The organism is Capnocytophaga leadbetteri, assembly GCF_003054025.1.
GTDB classification, from domain to species: domain Bacteria; phylum Bacteroidota; class Bacteroidia; order Flavobacteriales; family Flavobacteriaceae; genus Capnocytophaga; species Capnocytophaga leadbetteri.
In genome coordinates, this window is sequence record NZ_QBKG01000001.1 from 347,434 (window position 1) to 362,160 (window position 14,727).

The window sequence follows — 14,727 nt, forward strand, 5'->3', positions numbered from 1 at the left end:
TATAGGGGGCGAATCGCGATTCGCCCCCTATTTGTTCGTATTGTTTGTGCTATTTTTTATTTGTATGTCTGCTTTACATTATCTTTGTAAGTGAAAGGCACGCTCCAAGTGATAGCAAGAGCAGGAAGGGTGCAGAGCATCACTATAGCGAAGAAAAGTTCGTATCCCAAAACCTTGCTGAGGTAGCCGCTGAGCATTCCAGGTATCATCACCCCTAAGTTCATCAGGCTATTAGCAAAAGCGTAGTGCGCCATTTGGTATTTCCCTGGGGCTATCTGTTGCATCATAAAGAGCGTAAGTCCCACAAAACCAAAACCATAGCCAAAGTATTCGCCTACGATACCACAACCGATAACTATCAAACTGGTAGGCTGAAAATAAGCGAAAAGAAGATATACTACAAACGGAATGTTGAAAGCACAAGCTAAGGTGAAAAGTGCTTTACGGAGTCCCACAACCGAGACAAAATAACCCGCTACTATAGATCCTATGATGAAAGCTGCCGTACCCGCTGTGCCGTATACCAATCCGTATTGCTCGTTAGAAAGCCCTAAGCCTCCTACCTCTATGCTGTCTTTTAAGAACAGAGGCGCAATTTTCATCGCTAATCCTTCAGCAAAGCGGTACAAGAAAATGAAAAATAAATAGTAAAATATATATTTCTTTTGAAAGAAAGCTACGAAAATGCCCCATAGTTCTTTGCTTTTTTCACTAAAATCGCCGTCAGAAGTATTTTTCTCGTCTTTCGGAAGAGCGTACATATGATACAAACCTACCAAACCTAAAATAACAGCACAGATGCTGATAATTAGCTGCCAAGAGGCTACGATGCTCATACCTTTTTCGTTTACCAGCCAGCCAGCCAAGAAGATAAGCCCGCCGTTAGCCAATACTTTTGCAAGGTTATAAAAAGCCCCTTGCCAACCCGAATACACGCTTTGGGTAGAAGCGTCTAATTGCTGCATATACATACCATCGCCAGCGATGTCGTGGGTAGAGCCGCTAAAAGCGATAACCCCCATTAGCGCCAAGCAAGTTACGAAGAAGTTAGGCAGAGGTAGTGAAAAAACGATAAGCCCAAACACAGCAGCCGAAAGCAATTCAGTGATAACGATGTACTGTTTTTTAGTACCGTAGATTTCCATAAGTACACTGATGATAGGTTTGAGCGACCAAGGGAGGATAAGCAGCGAAGTCCAGAAAGCAATCTGGTCGTTAGCAACCCCTAAGTCCTTGAAAATGATAGGAGAAACTAATGAAAGCATCACAAAAGGGAGCCCCATAGCAAAGTAAGTGGTAGGAACCCACGAGATAGGATTTTTCTTTTCTTTGTTCATAATGGTGGTGTTTTTTATTTAGAAAATAAATATTTATTAGTGAAAATTTCGCCAAAAATACAAAAAATATTTTTATTATTGCTTAACAACCCTCGAAATTTAAAAATTATTTATCAATGAAAATAGCCATTACAGGAGCAGCTACTCTTGCTGCCGACCAAATAACAAACTGCGATGACGTGCCAATGGGGCGACTTTCAGAAGAAAAACGTTCCCTTATAGCAACTTTGCGTCAGAGCAATCCCGCATACGAATTTTTAGACCCCACCGTGCTATATGCCCTTTTTACCGCTAAGGAAGCGGTATGCCAAGCAGGCTGGAGCGGACAGCGTTTTGGGGTGAATATAGGTTCTTCGCGCGGAGCTACCGAACTGTTCGAGTCGCATTATGCACATTTCCTAAGCGAGGGCTATTGCAAAACCTTAGCATCGCCCACCACTACCTTGGGCAATGTAAGCACGTGGGTAGCGCAATACTTTGCTACACAAGGCTTTGCCCTTTCGCACTCTATCACTTGCTCTACTGCTTTGCACGGCATCGCCAATGCGGTAGCGTGGCTACAGAGCGGTATGGAAGAGCGTTTTTTGGTAGGAGGTACTGAGGCTCCCCTTACGCCTTTTACCATTGCGCAGGTCAAAGCCCTTAAAATCTACAGCTCTCTGCCGTTGCCTTACCCTTGTAGGTCTATGGATATGACCAAAAAACAGAATACGATGGTCTTGGGCGAGGGAGCAGGCTGCTTTTGTTTAGAGAAAGGTGAGCGCCCTAACGCTTTGGCGTATATTATAGGAATTGGCTTTGCTACCGAGCAACTCACCCATAGCGTTTCGCTGTCCCCTGACGGACAATGTCTGCAAGAGTCGATGCGCAGCGCCTTAGAGAGTGCAGGTAATCCTAAGATAGATGTGGTTATCACCCACTGCACGGGCACTATTAAGGGCGATAGGGCAGAGCTCAATGCCATAGAGGCAGTCTTTGGGTCGCAAAAACCACTGCTGACTAATAATAAATGGCGACACGGACATACTTACGGCGCAAGTGGAGCGCTCAATCTCGGTATGGCAATCGAGATGCTACAGCGCAATACCTTTCAGCCTATACCTTATCTTGATGAGGTAAATGAAGTGCCCGAAAAACTCCAAACAGTAATGATAAATGCGGTAGGTTTCGGAGGTAATGGTATTTCGGTAATCCTTCAGTCATCTTTCGCTAATCCTTCGCTAATCCTTCGGTGATCCTATAGTGTAAGTGTATTCAAAGTAAAGGGAGATATCGAAGAAAAAAACTGGTGAAAGGGAATGTTTTCTTTGAAAAAAAATATTACCTTTGCTTCTATAATTAAAACTGACCCAATGAAAACTATAAAAGAACGTTTAGAGCGCTATCATTTGATTAGCTTTGTGAAAGATGAAACTATAGAAAAAGGTGTTTTTGAAATCTTTACTTCAGGGAAACAGAATAAAAAAGAGTTTAAGAAAAATGTTGTAGCACTTAGATTTTTAACTAATAAAGGCTATCAGTATAGAATGCTTCCTGTTATAAATGATGGTGAGACTAATCCGGATACTTTTAATCTGTATTTTCAATATTTTACAGATATAAAAGTAACAGAGAGTAATAACGGGAAAAATATAATTCAGAGTGCTTTAAAAGAAGCAAGCCGACAGTTTGTTAGTGAAGTGATTATTCAATTTACTAAACAATTAAGGTCTAATAGAGAAGCTTATGACATTTTGCGAGCTACTTTTGCACAAGGGAGAGCAAGGCATATTGAGCGAGTTATTTTTATAATGCCTAATATGAAAGTTTTAGCAGTAGAGACAAAACGTTTTAAAATAACAAAGAGGCAAATTGAATAATCATCAACTTGCCTCTCGGGGGGGTGAAACCGATAGCAACACGAAGTTGCGTGTAACACCATTTACGTTGCAAAGGTACAGTTATTTTTTTAATTATCAAAAAAAAGTTTGTTTTGTAGGGTTTTATCTGTTAAAGTAAATTCACAATTTTCGATTGATTTCACCCCTTAAAAGACAAAAAGAAGCTATACTATAGCAGTTAATAACCCCCTGATAATAAACGACTTTGGTATTTTAACATCAAAAAAAAGCACAATATTTGTTCGAAAACGATTGCTATTCAAAAAAAATGCTTACTTTTGCACTCAGTAATTATAGTTATAAAAAAAGAAAAATTATGTCAGACATTGCATCAAGAGTTAAAGCCATTATCGTTGATAAGTTAGGCGTAGACGAAAATGAAGTGAACGCAGAAGCGAGCTTCACTAACGACTTAGGAGCAGATTCATTAGACACTGTAGAGTTGATTATGGAGTTTGAAAAAGAATTTGATATTCAAATCCCAGATGACCAAGCTGAAAATATCCAAACAGTAGGTCAAGCAATCAAATACATTGAAGATGCTAAACAATAATGGGCTAATGGGCACTAAGCTATTAACCACCTATATAGGTAGGTTAGTGGCTTAGTGCCTAATGCTTTTTTTAGAACCTAAATACTAAAAAGATAACACTATATGGAGAGAAGACGCGTAGTAGTAACAGGCATAGGTGCCTTGACCCCCATTGGTAATACCTCACAAGATTTTTGGAACGGACTCGTAGAAGGAAAAAGTGGCGCTGCCCCTATTACCCATTTCGATGCCTCTAAGTTTAAAACCCAGTTCGCCTGCGAGCTAAAAGGGTTCAATATTGAGGACTTTATGGATAGAAAAGAAGCTCGCAAGCTTGATAAGTTTGCGCAGTATGCTTCTGTGGTATCCGATGAAGCTATCAAAGATGCTCATTTAGACGTTGATAAGGTTGATAAAGACCGCGTGGGTGTGATATGGGGTTCAGGAATCGGAGGGTTAGAAACTTTCCAAAATGAGGTAACCAACTTTAATCAGGGTGATGGTACGCCTCGCTTCAATCCTTTCTTTATACCTAAAATGATAGCCGACATAGCATCGGGTATGATTTCTATTAAATATGGCTTCAGAGGTCCTAACTTCACTACCGTGTCGGCTTGTGCTTCGGCTGCCAATGCTATGATTGATGCGCTTAACTATATTCGTTTTGGCTATGCCGATGTAATAGTATCGGGCGGCTCTGAAGCAGCTGTTACTATCGCTGGTATAGGGGGCTTCAATGCTTTGCACGCTCTTTCTACTTTCAACGAAAACCCAGCTAAGGCATCGCGTCCGTTTGATGCTAACCGCGATGGTTTTGTATTGGGCGAAGGAGCAGGGGCTATTGTGCTTGAAGAGTACAACCACGCTGTAGCACGTGGGGCTACTATCTATTGCGAATTGGCTGGTGGCGGACTTTCAGCAGACGCTCACCATATGACGGCACCTCACCCTGAAGGGCTTGGCGCTAAATTGGTGATGAATAACTGTCTTAAAGACGCTGGCGTAGCGATAAATGAAGTCGATGCTATCAATATGCACGGTACTTCTACCCCGCTGGGTGATATAGCCGAGTCGAAAGCAGTAATTGATGTGTTCGGAGAGCACGCTTATAATATCAATATCAACTCAACCAAGTCGATGACAGGACACTTACTTGGTGCAGCAGGAGCTGTTGAAGCAGTGGCTTCGATATTGGCTATTAAGCACGGTATCGTACCACCTACTATCAACTTTGAAACTCCTGATGAGAAGATAGACCAACGCCTAAACTTCACTTTCAACCAAGCACAAAAACGCGATGTAAAAGTAGCAATGAGTAATACTTTCGGTTTCGGAGGTCATAACGCTTGCTTACTATTCAAAAAGTTATAATACAAGTGTTCAGCTTAAAGAAAATATTGTCATTTTCCCGTTTTACTTCTAAGAAGAAAGACGGGATTTTTTACAATAAAATGAAAGATCTTTTGGGCTATGCGCCTAAAAATCTGTCATTTTATAGCGAGGCTTTTACGCATCCATCCTACCAATACCAAAAGGCTACCCGCAAGAGCTATGAGCGACTTGAGTTTCTTGGCGATGCTATTTTGGGGGCAGTAATAGCCGATTATATTTTTACTAATGCGCCTGAGCAAGACGAGGGCTACCTGACCAAAATGCGCTCTAAAATAGTAGAAAGGCGCAACCTAAACCAGCTGGGCGAAGAGCTACAGCTGCTCAGTTTTCTGCGTACGAAACTCACCCCCAAGCAGTTGGGCAATAACATCACAGGCAATCTTTTCGAGGCGCTTATAGGGGCTATCTATTTGGATAAAGGCTATAAAACTTGCTTCAAATTTATAGAACGCAAGCTCATTTTGCCTTATATCAATATCAAAAACCTCGAAGAAAAGGTTATTAGCCATAAAAGTTTGCTAATAGAATGGTGCCAGAAGCACAAACGCGACTTTTCATTTGAGGCAGAAGAAGATGTAGAAGACCGTTCAGAGACGAAATACTTCGTAGCCAAAGTATATGTAGAGGGCTTTTCGGTTACACGCGCACGGGCTACCTCTAAGAAGAGAGCCGAAGAGAGTGCTGCTAAGCGCACTTGCTATAAGATACAGGGCAAACAGCACTACAAATTAGATGTGAAATGAAAATCTTACTCCTCTCCGACACGCATTCGTACATAGACGAGCGTATACTTCACTATGCCTCAGAGGCTGATGAGGTCTGGCATTGCGGTGACTTTGGCAATGTGGCCGTCATACAAGCCCTCGAGGCAATAAAGCCTTTGCGAGGGGTTTATGGCAATATAGATGGCACTGAGGTACGCGGCTACTTCCCAGAGGTAAATCGTTTTGAGTGCGAGGGAGTAGAGGTACTAATGATACACATAGGGGGCTACCCTAATCGATACACTCCTTTAGCCAAACGCGAAATACAAAAACACCCACCCCGACTCTTCATTTCGGGGCATTCGCATATACTAAAAGTACAATACGACCCACAATACCAGCTACTGCACCTCAATCCGGGGGCGGCAGGCATCTACGGCTGGCAGAAAGTCCGCACTATGCTCCGTTTTGAGCTTGAAGCGGGTGAAATAAAGAATTTAGAGATTATAGAATTAGCAGAGAGGTAGAGGTAATTATCGGTATAAAATAATTCGTGTATTTTTCTTGGAATATTTTGCTAATAAAAAGAAGTTTTTTTATCTTTGTAGCAAATTTTAAACTTTATTCCTATGAAAAAAATATTACTAATCGCACTTTCTGTGATAGCTTTCGCAGCGTGCACTAAAAAAGACAATGATAACGATGCTAAGTACACACGAGCACAGTTAGAAGGACAATGGAACTATGTGGAATCAAGAATGTCTGATGGGAAACTCTTCTCTCAAATAGTTCCTTCAGAGGCTTTTAATTGCATAAAGAAAATGAATTATATATTTAAAGGAGATCGTTGGATACTAAATGAATACAATTATAAGAAAGACGAAAAAACTTGTAAATATAACTCAGCTTCTTTTTTGTACGTGATTAAAGGAAGTACTATTTGTTTTGTGATTAATGACAAAGCATTAAGAGCTCTTGATGTTATTAATTTAAACGAAAGCGAATTAGTCTTTAAATATAATGATGAGTTTAAAAAAATAATGCGATTACAAATGCAAGAGCAAAACTTTCTTGAGTTATCTGGTTATACGATTGATGATATTTTGAATGTAACAATCACTTACCGAAGATAATATTATAATATACTAAAAAAGGCGGCTCAACGCTTGCGTTGAGCCGCCTTTTTTATGTTCTACTCAGTCAAATAAAGTAGAGGTAGCTACTAATCTACGAAAGATAATGAGGTGAATGTAGGTATTTAGAAAATAATTTGTATATTTGCCTCAAATTATTACTTTTTTAACAATGAAAATAAAATATTTTACAACTCTTATTGCCTTTTTAGGGCTGCTGATGCATTGTTATTCGCAAAATAGCAGCAATTTTTCTAATGTATATGATAGCAATCTTCTCTTTAAGATGAGAACGCAGGTACCTGATAACGCTTATGCTAGCTTTGCTCGCCATTTTTATGTGGTAACCAAAGCCGAACAAGCCCATAGATGGTACCCCTCGCTATCAAAAGAAGAGGTAACCCGCGTGATGAAAGTAATCGTACCCAATACGTATGACTCCTACTACACATCGTCTCTTCGCACTGCCTCAACAAAAGATAATTTTGTACAATCGTTAAGTGCAGCTATAGGTACAGATAACTATGATTATCTGTTAGAAAGTTGTTATGCAGGAAAGAAAGCTGTGAGTTCGCGCTATTATGAAGTGGTGAATACGATGAGTAGTGGCGGCTATGCTGAGGAATATCCGTTTGAACTCAAAGGAGGTAAACTGTTGCCTTTAGAGGGGTTAGAAAACGTAGCTTCTACTATTGAACCGTATATCGAAGCACGTATAGGCAAAAAGATGTCTCGCTCAATGGCTTCTAAATATGGGGCTACTTTTATAAACGGACAAGAGTATGTACTCTTTAGCTATAGCTGTGATAATATAGATGATATTTCAGGCTATCAGTATCAGGTGTTAGCGGCTTATCAGCCTGAAACAACAGCTATTTACTATACAACAGGCGACTTTGGGGGCGAGAAGACTATGGCTCCTGAAAATGTATCGTGGCAATACCTTGCCGATTTTCAGACCCCAGTAAATAATAACAGCAATAGCAGTTATAATACTAATAGCAATAACAAACGAAAAGCTAACCAAGGGCTACTTAAGCTCGTGAATAATTCTGATAATCCTTATACTGTAAGCTGTGTAAAGGGCGATATCGTAATGCAAGGGCATTCTGAAACTACTCTCTACCTAGATTACCACAACCTATACAAACTTACTATTAAGCAAAATTCAGGTTTTTTGTTATACCCTACTGTGCTGTATTACGATGTACAGTTTGACGAAGACCTTACTGAAAGAACTATAAAATTCCCATTTTAAATAAAAAGAACTATCATATGAAACATTACATTACCCTATTAAGCCTTTTGATAGTATCTTTAGGCTTTGCACAGAAAGACCCTGTAGCTATTATTAAGAGCGTAAATGCTCTGAAAAAACAAACAATTGCCCAAATGCAAGCTAATACTAATAAAACTAAGAATGACATTTTGTGCGAGAAGTTTGCTAAAGAGGCTAGGGAAAAATTATTAGAGATAGAAGATATAGAATCTTCTTCTTTTAAGCCTTATTTAAAAAAAGATGGAGGCTTTACTACAGATTTTCAAAAACTATTGAATAATAGTGGTTTACAAGACGCTTGGGATGAGGGTTTTGGTGGTTTTTATTTTAAAAAAGGTTATTTGGCTAAGATTTTTAAAAATTATTTGTCAGAGGAATATCTTCTATATATAAGAATTAATGATATACGTCCGTTTATGTATAATGATGCAGCCCTGATGATTAGTTGGGATGAGTTAGGTACATTACTACTTAATGAGAGCAACTTTATTAAGAAATATCCTAATAGCAAAAAGTTAAAAGAAGTGAAACTGTGTTATGCAGATGATGTAATAACCTTTATATTTGGGATAGATAATACTCCTTCTTTTGAGATACCAGTAGCAAGAAAAACAATGAAAGCATTTGTGAGTAAAAATCCAGAGGCTTTAGCCACTCCTTTAGTGAAAATATATTTAGAAAATACTAAGGTAAACAAAAATGGTATGACAGTTTACAAAGATGAAAATAAGAATTTGTATGACCTAATAAATGCTGAATTAGAGAAACAATTAGGAGGTAAAATTTCAGAACTTTCCTCAGAGTTTTACTCACAATATAACGGGGACTAAAAACTTAAAAAAAGGCGGCTCAACGCTTGCGTTGAGCCGCCTTTTTTGTATTAATAAATTAGCTAATTGACTAATTGAAATACTCGCTGTAGCCTACAGCTTTTCCGATGAGGGTAGTAGAAGTGCAATCAGTGATTTTTACCATTACGAAATCGCCGATTTTGTAGTCTTCCTTGGGGAATACCACTACTGTATTCTGACTGTTGCGCCCCATCCATTCTTGGTCTGACTTCTTAGAATTACCCTCTATGAGTACCTCTACAGTGTTGCCTACCTGCGCTTGGGTGCGATAGAGGCTGTGCTGTTGCTGTAAGTCGATGATTTCGGTTAAACGGCGTTTCTTCACTTCCTCAGGTACATCATCTGCTATTTTGCGAGCCGCTAAAGTGCCAGGTCGCTCAGAGTAGGCAAACATAAACCCAAAATCGTATTTTACATACTCCATTAGCGAAAGAGTATCGCGGTGGTCTTCTTCTGTTTCAGTAGGGAAACCTGTAATCATATCTTGAGAGATAGCACAATCGGGGATACGCTGGCGTATGCCGTCTATTAGTGCAAAATACTCTTCGCGGGTATGCATACGGTTCATCGCCTTGAGTATGCGGTTGCTGCCGCTCTGTACGGGCAGGTGTATGTATTTGCAGATGTTGTGATGCTTCGCCATAGTATCAATAACCTCAAAAGTCATATCCTGAGGGTTAGAGGTAGAGAAGCGAATGCGCATCTTGGGATAAGCGGTGGCTACCATATCGAGTAGCTTGGCGAAGTTGATAGCTGTAGCCTGCTGCATTTCGGTAGCTTTGCTGAAATCTTTCTTCAATCCGCCGCCATACCACAAGTAGCTATCTACGTTTTGCCCCAGTAGGGTAACTTCTTTAAAACCACGCGCTTGTAGGTCGCCTATTTCATTGAGGATAGAGTAAGGGTCACGACTGCGTTCACGCCCACGAGTGAAAGGCACGATGCAGAAAGTACACATATTATCGCAACCGCGTGTGATAGATACAAAGGCAGTAACCCCGTTGCTGTTGAGGCGTATAGGAGCGATGTCGGCATATGTTTCGTCTTTAGAGAGAATAACATTTACCGCCTCGCGACCGCCTTCTACTTCCTCCAATAGGTTGGGAAGGTCTTTATAAGCATCGGGTCCTACGACCATATCTACTATTTTTTCTTCTTCGAGGAAAGCGTGCTTTACCCTTTCGGCCATACAGCCTAATACCCCCACTTTCATAGCCGGTTTTTTGCGTTTATACACGTTGAACTGTTCCAAGCGTTTGCGGATAGTCTGCTCGGCTTTATCACGAACTGAGCAGGTGTTGATAAGCACTAAGTCGGCATCATCTACGCTATCGGTGGTGTTATAGCCCACTTTCGAAAGGATAGAAGCCACTATTTCGCTGTCGGAAAAGTTCATCTGACAGCCATAGCTTTCGATATATAATTTCTTGGTATTGGTGCTGTCGGCGGTAAGTACAAGGCTTTGCCCCTGCTTGCTTTCGTCTATTTCTTTTGCCATAAAAGGTTTAGTTACTAATTTTGAGGGTGCAAAGATACAAAACTATTGATAATTAGCAATTAACAAATGCTAGTTATTAGAAAAGAGGTTCACCGTTGAGGTCGGTGGTGAGGGCACCGGTCATAAAATCGAAGAAAGGGCGCATAGCCTTTAGGCTGCTGATGGCTTTGGCTGTGAAGTCGGGGGAGAGGACTTCGGCAGGGGTGAAATCGTGTTTGAGGAGAAACTGCTTTTTGCGTAGGGAGTCGAGCATTGGGTCGTCTTTCTCGAAGCCTTTAGGAGCCGTTTTTACCTCATCGCCCCACAGTTTGCCGCCAAATTGGGCTACTACCTCTGGGTGTTGCATTATTTGGGCAAAAGTGTCGCCGTCTAATGAAATTTCTTGGCGGATACGCAGCAAATCTTCTTTGTTAGGATTGAAGAAGCCTCCGCCTACAAAACTCTCTTCAGGACTGATGTGGATGTAATAACCGCCGCGGTAATGAGGTTGTTTGCGTTGGAAATAGCAACCGAAGTGGGTTTTATAGGGAGTTTTGTCTTTAGAGAAACGCAAATCGCGGTAGATGCGGTATATTTTCATAGGCGAAAGTGCGTCGTTTAGGGCTATTTCGTTATAAATAGTCTCGCATACGGTATTAACAGCTGCTTTAGCTGCCTCGTAGTCGTTTTTGTGAGCGTCAAACCATTCTTTGTGGTTGTTTTTAGCGAGCTCTGTAAGGAAGTTGAAAACAATATTATTCATATAAGGTTTTTTTGTTTTTGCAAAAATAATAATATTTTGGAAAGGAGAGATGTTTTTAGTAAGATAATTTGGTATTTATTTTTTTTTGTTGTTATTGCATTATTCGTAATGTTTTGGTGTTTTTGTTGCTGATTTGATAATGCTATTTCTTGAGTCTTTCTGTATTGTTCCTGTATTCTTTCTGTATCCATTCTGTATTGAAGATATAATTGCATTATTTTCAATGTTAATCGGAGATTTAATAATTTTAGCAAAGATATTATAAAAAAAAAATGATTGAGAGTATTTTAGTTATAGATTTTTTTTATAAAGCTATAGTTTTATTTGCAAAAGAGAGCGTTTCTATTTATTTTTGTCCTCTGAATAACGTAACTTGTTAATTATGAAATATTATATTCTATTTTTCTTTGGTAGTTTTTTGTGGGCTACCTATGCACAAGAATTGCCCTTGTTAGACCGTCTTTCAGCAATCAAGAACGGCGATAGAGAATTTTATGCTATCGATGGTTATATCATTACCAATGAGGATTTGAAACTTCCTTTTGATGAAAAAGGCTTTAAGAAAGCCTACCGAAAATTGAAAATTAATGCGCAAGACGCGCAGCCTAACCCTCGCATACACACTGATAACTATTTGGTTAATAGAGATAAAGAGGAGTATGTAGAGTCTCTTTATTTTGTGAAAAGTCCAGCGAATACTATTTCCCTTGTTTGGTTTTCAAAACTGAGAGACAGAGAAGTTGAGGTAGAAGAATCCTTAGTAAACCTCATTGTTGAAAATAAAATCCCTCAGGAATTATTTGCCCCTACCGATGCCAGAAGTATTGATTTTGCAGGACGAAAAATCCCGATGTTAGACGACTGTTATTTCACGGGTATCAACATAGTGCAATGTCCGTACAACGGCGAAATGAATTGGGGAGTATATCGCACTTTGGAAGACGCTCAACAAGCTGTAGCCGACCAGTTTGCAGCCAACAAACAACGCAAAATGTTGAAACCTATAGAAGAGGAAGAAGTTGAGGTACTTTTTGAAGAGGTACCCACCAAAGCTAAGAGAGTAGTGTTTGACATCAAGGGAGTTGCGTCAGCTTTAGCAGGGATGTCGGGCGCTAAAACACTTACGGTGTACTATGTAGCCCAAGTGGTGCGCAATCGCCCTATTGCTTGTGTGATGAGCTTTTGGAATAATGATAATATCAAAAATACAGGTTTACCTCTGCTTTTAAGTCGTGTAATGCAATTGAAATAAAGGTTAATTTGCTAATTTAAGTTTCGCAAGTTGTTCTAAGCAGCTTCAGATAAGGGATTCAAATTAATCCATTTCATAAGTTGCTTATTTTCAGATATTATTTTTGTTATTAGTTCTTCAAAAGGTATCTCAAGAATCTCTGCTAAATCAAGAACTAATTCTTTGATAATAAGTAATATACGTTCATCTAAGGTAGGCGTATCTTTTCAATATTCCTCCAATAGTCTGATATTCAAGCTCTTTTTTGGCTAACGAGAGTAAGCTGTATTCTAACATCACAATTGATGTAGAGGCTGTCTGAGCACCAAAGTCTACAGATTGACACTTACCTAAACCTAAGTATTGTTTGGCTTCTTTAAAAAAGATTTCTGTTGTCCAACGTATAGCATATATCTCAAAGGCTCTGTATCATACTGTGACAAGTATTTGGTTATGTGGAAAAAGTGTTGGAACTTTGCGGCGTAGAAGTAACAGAAACGTAACAGAAAAATAATGGAAAAAGGAACAGATACTATGGATACATCTTTGAAAGAGGAACAAAAGTTGTTGAAGAAAGCTGAGCGCAAGTTGCGTATGGAGCAGAGTAGAAGCTATAGGGCAATGAAGACGGCTACTAAGGTGATGGACGACTATTATTTAGACCCTATACTGGGTTTGGTGCCGGTGGTGGGCGACATTGTGCCTCAGCTGTTTAATGCTTCGTTTTTCTATATTTCGATTTTTAAGATTAGATCGTATGCCCTTACAATGACGCTCTTGCGCAATGTGTTTATAGATATTTTTGTAGGGCTGATTCCTTATGCGGGGATTGTGCTTGATATATTCTATAAGTCTTACCGAGAAAATACTATTTTGATAGAGGGCTTTGTGAATGATGACCCGAATATCGTTAAAAAAGTGAAGCGAAGGGCTGTCTCTACTACTATATGGCTCGTGGTTTTAGGAGTGGCTATTTATTATCTGATTGTGTTCTTATGGTCGGTGGTAACCCATCTTTATCAGTGGATAATGAGTTATATATAACCAACCTCTAATCGGGGAACTGCAGTTTGAGTTGTATATATTGTGGGGTAGGAGGGACGGTCTTGTCCGGATCGTTATTGAGGTGCGACACTGAAATACCCAATAAGCGCACGGAGTCGGATAGGCGGTCTTGGTATAGCAATTCGCTGATATACAGCATTATTTCTTCTTTTGTGCTGATATAGTCCTTTAGGGTTTTGCTGCGCGTTTGTATGCTAAAATCGCTGTACTTTATCTTTAGAGTGAGGGTCTTGCCGGCTACCTTTTGCTGTGCTAAACGCATCGCTACTTCGCTGGCTATGCTATCTAACTCTTTGAGCATATAGATTTCGCTGGTGAGGTTTTCAGCAAAAGTCTGTTCTGCCCCTACCGATTTGCGTATTCTGAAAGGCTGTACCTCGCCATTGTGAATACCGCGCGCCAATTCGTAGTAGTGCTTGCCGCTATTGCCGAAATTTCTTTCGAGAAATGCTAATGACTTCTGGCGTAGGTCTTTGCCTGTGAAAACGCCCAAAGCATACATCTTTTCGGCTGTTACCTTGCCGATGCCGTAAAACTTCTTGACATTGAGCGTGTCTAAAAAATCTTGTACCTCGTCTTGAGTGACGGTTTTCTGTCCGTTGGGCTTATTGACATCGCTGGCTATTTTGGCAATAAACTTATTGATAGAAATGCCTGCGGAAGCAGTGAGTCCTGTTTCAGTAAAAATAGCTTGCCTTATCTCTTGTGCGATAAGAGTAGCCGAAGGATTGCCCACTTTGTTATGGGTAACGTCTAAATACGCCTCGTCTAACGAAAGGGGCTCTACTAAGTCGGTATAGCGGTGGAAGATACTGCGAATGTGCCTTGATATTTCTTTATATCGCTCGAAGCGAGGGGGTACAAATATGAGGTGCGGACAGCGTTTGCGCGCTAGTACGCCGCTCATAGCACTATGCACCCCATACTGACGCGCCTCGTAGCTGGCAGTCGCTACCACTCCGCGCGCTTCGCTTCCGCCTACCGCAATGGCTTTGCCACGCAAATGGGGGAAGTCGAGTTGCTCTACTGAAGCGTAGAAGGCGTCCATATCGATATGTATGATTTTTCGCGTCAAAAAAAAGA

At 40.2% G+C, this 14,727-nt stretch carries 16 protein-coding genes; 11 read left to right on the plus strand and 5 right to left on the minus strand.

What is annotated here, in order from left to right:
* Positions 1 to 56: 56 nt before the first annotated feature.
* On the minus strand, positions 57 to 1,337 hold the full coding sequence (locus C8P65_RS01735) for an MFS transporter (protein WP_107780769.1): 1,281 nt from the start codon (positions 1,335 to 1,337) through the stop codon (positions 57 to 59).
* Between the two features lie 116 nt (positions 1,338 to 1,453).
* On the opposite strand from C8P65_RS01735, the gene C8P65_RS01740 reads away from it, so the two are divergent.
* The 9 genes from C8P65_RS01740 to C8P65_RS01780 all read left to right on the plus strand — a co-directional run bounded on the left by C8P65_RS01740 (position 1,454) and on the right by C8P65_RS01780 (position 9,087).
* Positions 1,454 to 2,572, plus strand: a complete 1,119-nt coding sequence (locus tag C8P65_RS01740; RefSeq protein WP_107780771.1) for a beta-ketoacyl synthase N-terminal-like domain-containing protein — start codon at positions 1,454 to 1,456, stop codon at positions 2,570 to 2,572.
* Positions 2,573 to 2,635: 63 nt separating this feature from the next.
* Positions 2,636 to 3,196 carry a hypothetical protein gene (locus C8P65_RS01745; protein ID WP_107780773.1) on the plus strand — a complete coding sequence of 187 codons (561 nt, stop codon included), beginning with the start codon at positions 2,636 to 2,638 and terminating at the stop codon, positions 3,194 to 3,196.
* 337 nt (positions 3,197 to 3,533) lie between these two features.
* Complete coding sequence (locus C8P65_RS01750; RefSeq protein WP_095914858.1) at positions 3,534 to 3,770, plus strand: acyl carrier protein; 237 nt, start codon at positions 3,534 to 3,536, stop codon at positions 3,768 to 3,770.
* A gap of 102 nt (positions 3,771 to 3,872) precedes the next feature.
* Positions 3,873 to 5,120: a beta-ketoacyl-ACP synthase II gene (gene fabF / locus C8P65_RS01755; protein ID WP_107780775.1), complete on the plus strand. Its 1,248-nt coding sequence runs from the start codon at positions 3,873 to 3,875 to the stop codon at positions 5,118 to 5,120.
* A 5-nt stretch (positions 5,121 to 5,125) separates the two neighbouring features.
* Entirely contained in the window at positions 5,126 to 5,884 is a 759-nt protein-coding gene (rnc, locus tag C8P65_RS01760) for a ribonuclease III (protein WP_034539681.1), read from the plus strand.
* Complete coding sequence (locus tag C8P65_RS01765) at positions 5,881 to 6,372, plus strand: metallophosphoesterase family protein (protein ID WP_107780778.1); 492 nt, start codon at positions 5,881 to 5,883, stop codon at positions 6,370 to 6,372. The genes rnc and C8P65_RS01765 overlap by 4 nt, the downstream gene beginning before the upstream one ends.
* Positions 6,373 to 6,474: 102 nt before the next feature.
* Complete coding sequence (locus tag C8P65_RS01770) at positions 6,475 to 6,978, plus strand: lipocalin-like domain-containing protein (protein WP_107780780.1); 504 nt, start codon at positions 6,475 to 6,477, stop codon at positions 6,976 to 6,978.
* Between the two features lie 172 nt (positions 6,979 to 7,150).
* The gene (locus C8P65_RS01775; protein ID WP_107780781.1) at positions 7,151 to 8,236 is read left to right on the plus strand and encodes a hypothetical protein; all 1,086 of its coding nucleotides are present in this window, start codon (positions 7,151 to 7,153) and stop codon (positions 8,234 to 8,236) included.
* A gap of 17 nt (positions 8,237 to 8,253) precedes the next feature.
* A complete protein-coding gene (locus C8P65_RS01780; RefSeq protein ID WP_107780783.1) occupies positions 8,254 to 9,087 on the plus strand; it encodes a hypothetical protein in 834 nt (277 codons plus the stop codon).
* 70 nt (positions 9,088 to 9,157) lie between these two features.
* Here C8P65_RS01780 and miaB read toward each other — a convergent pair whose 3' ends face one another.
* The 3 genes from miaB to C8P65_RS01795 all read right to left on the minus strand — a co-directional run bounded on the left by miaB (position 9,158) and on the right by C8P65_RS01795 (position 11,539).
* Positions 9,158 to 10,606 carry a tRNA (N6-isopentenyl adenosine(37)-C2)-methylthiotransferase MiaB gene (gene miaB / locus C8P65_RS01785; RefSeq protein ID WP_107780784.1) on the minus strand — a complete coding sequence of 483 codons (1,449 nt, stop codon included), beginning with the start codon at positions 10,604 to 10,606 and terminating at the stop codon, positions 9,158 to 9,160.
* 76 nt (positions 10,607 to 10,682) lie between these two features.
* Positions 10,683 to 11,339: a DUF2461 domain-containing protein gene (locus tag C8P65_RS01790; protein WP_107781148.1), complete on the minus strand. Its 657-nt coding sequence runs from the start codon at positions 11,337 to 11,339 to the stop codon at positions 10,683 to 10,685.
* Positions 11,340 to 11,344: 5 nt separating this feature from the next.
* Positions 11,345 to 11,539 carry a hypothetical protein gene (locus C8P65_RS01795; RefSeq protein ID WP_146162906.1) on the minus strand — a complete coding sequence of 65 codons (195 nt, stop codon included), beginning with the start codon at positions 11,537 to 11,539 and terminating at the stop codon, positions 11,345 to 11,347.
* Between the two features lie 191 nt (positions 11,540 to 11,730).
* Between C8P65_RS01795 and C8P65_RS01800 the strand changes: the two genes are divergently transcribed.
* On the plus strand, positions 11,731 to 12,600 hold the full coding sequence (locus C8P65_RS01800; protein ID WP_107780788.1) for a hypothetical protein: 870 nt from the start codon (positions 11,731 to 11,733) through the stop codon (positions 12,598 to 12,600).
* A 492-nt stretch (positions 12,601 to 13,092) separates the two neighbouring features.
* Complete coding sequence (locus tag C8P65_RS01805) at positions 13,093 to 13,623, plus strand: DUF4112 domain-containing protein (protein WP_245887274.1); 531 nt, start codon at positions 13,093 to 13,095, stop codon at positions 13,621 to 13,623.
* 7 nt (positions 13,624 to 13,630) lie between these two features.
* Here the strand turns inward: C8P65_RS01805 and dinB are convergent, their stop codons facing one another.
* Positions 13,631 to 14,719, minus strand: coding sequence for a DNA polymerase IV (gene dinB, locus C8P65_RS01810; RefSeq protein ID WP_107780790.1), 1,089 nt, complete (start codon positions 14,717 to 14,719; stop codon positions 13,631 to 13,633).
* Positions 14,720 to 14,727: the final 8 nt, after the last annotated feature.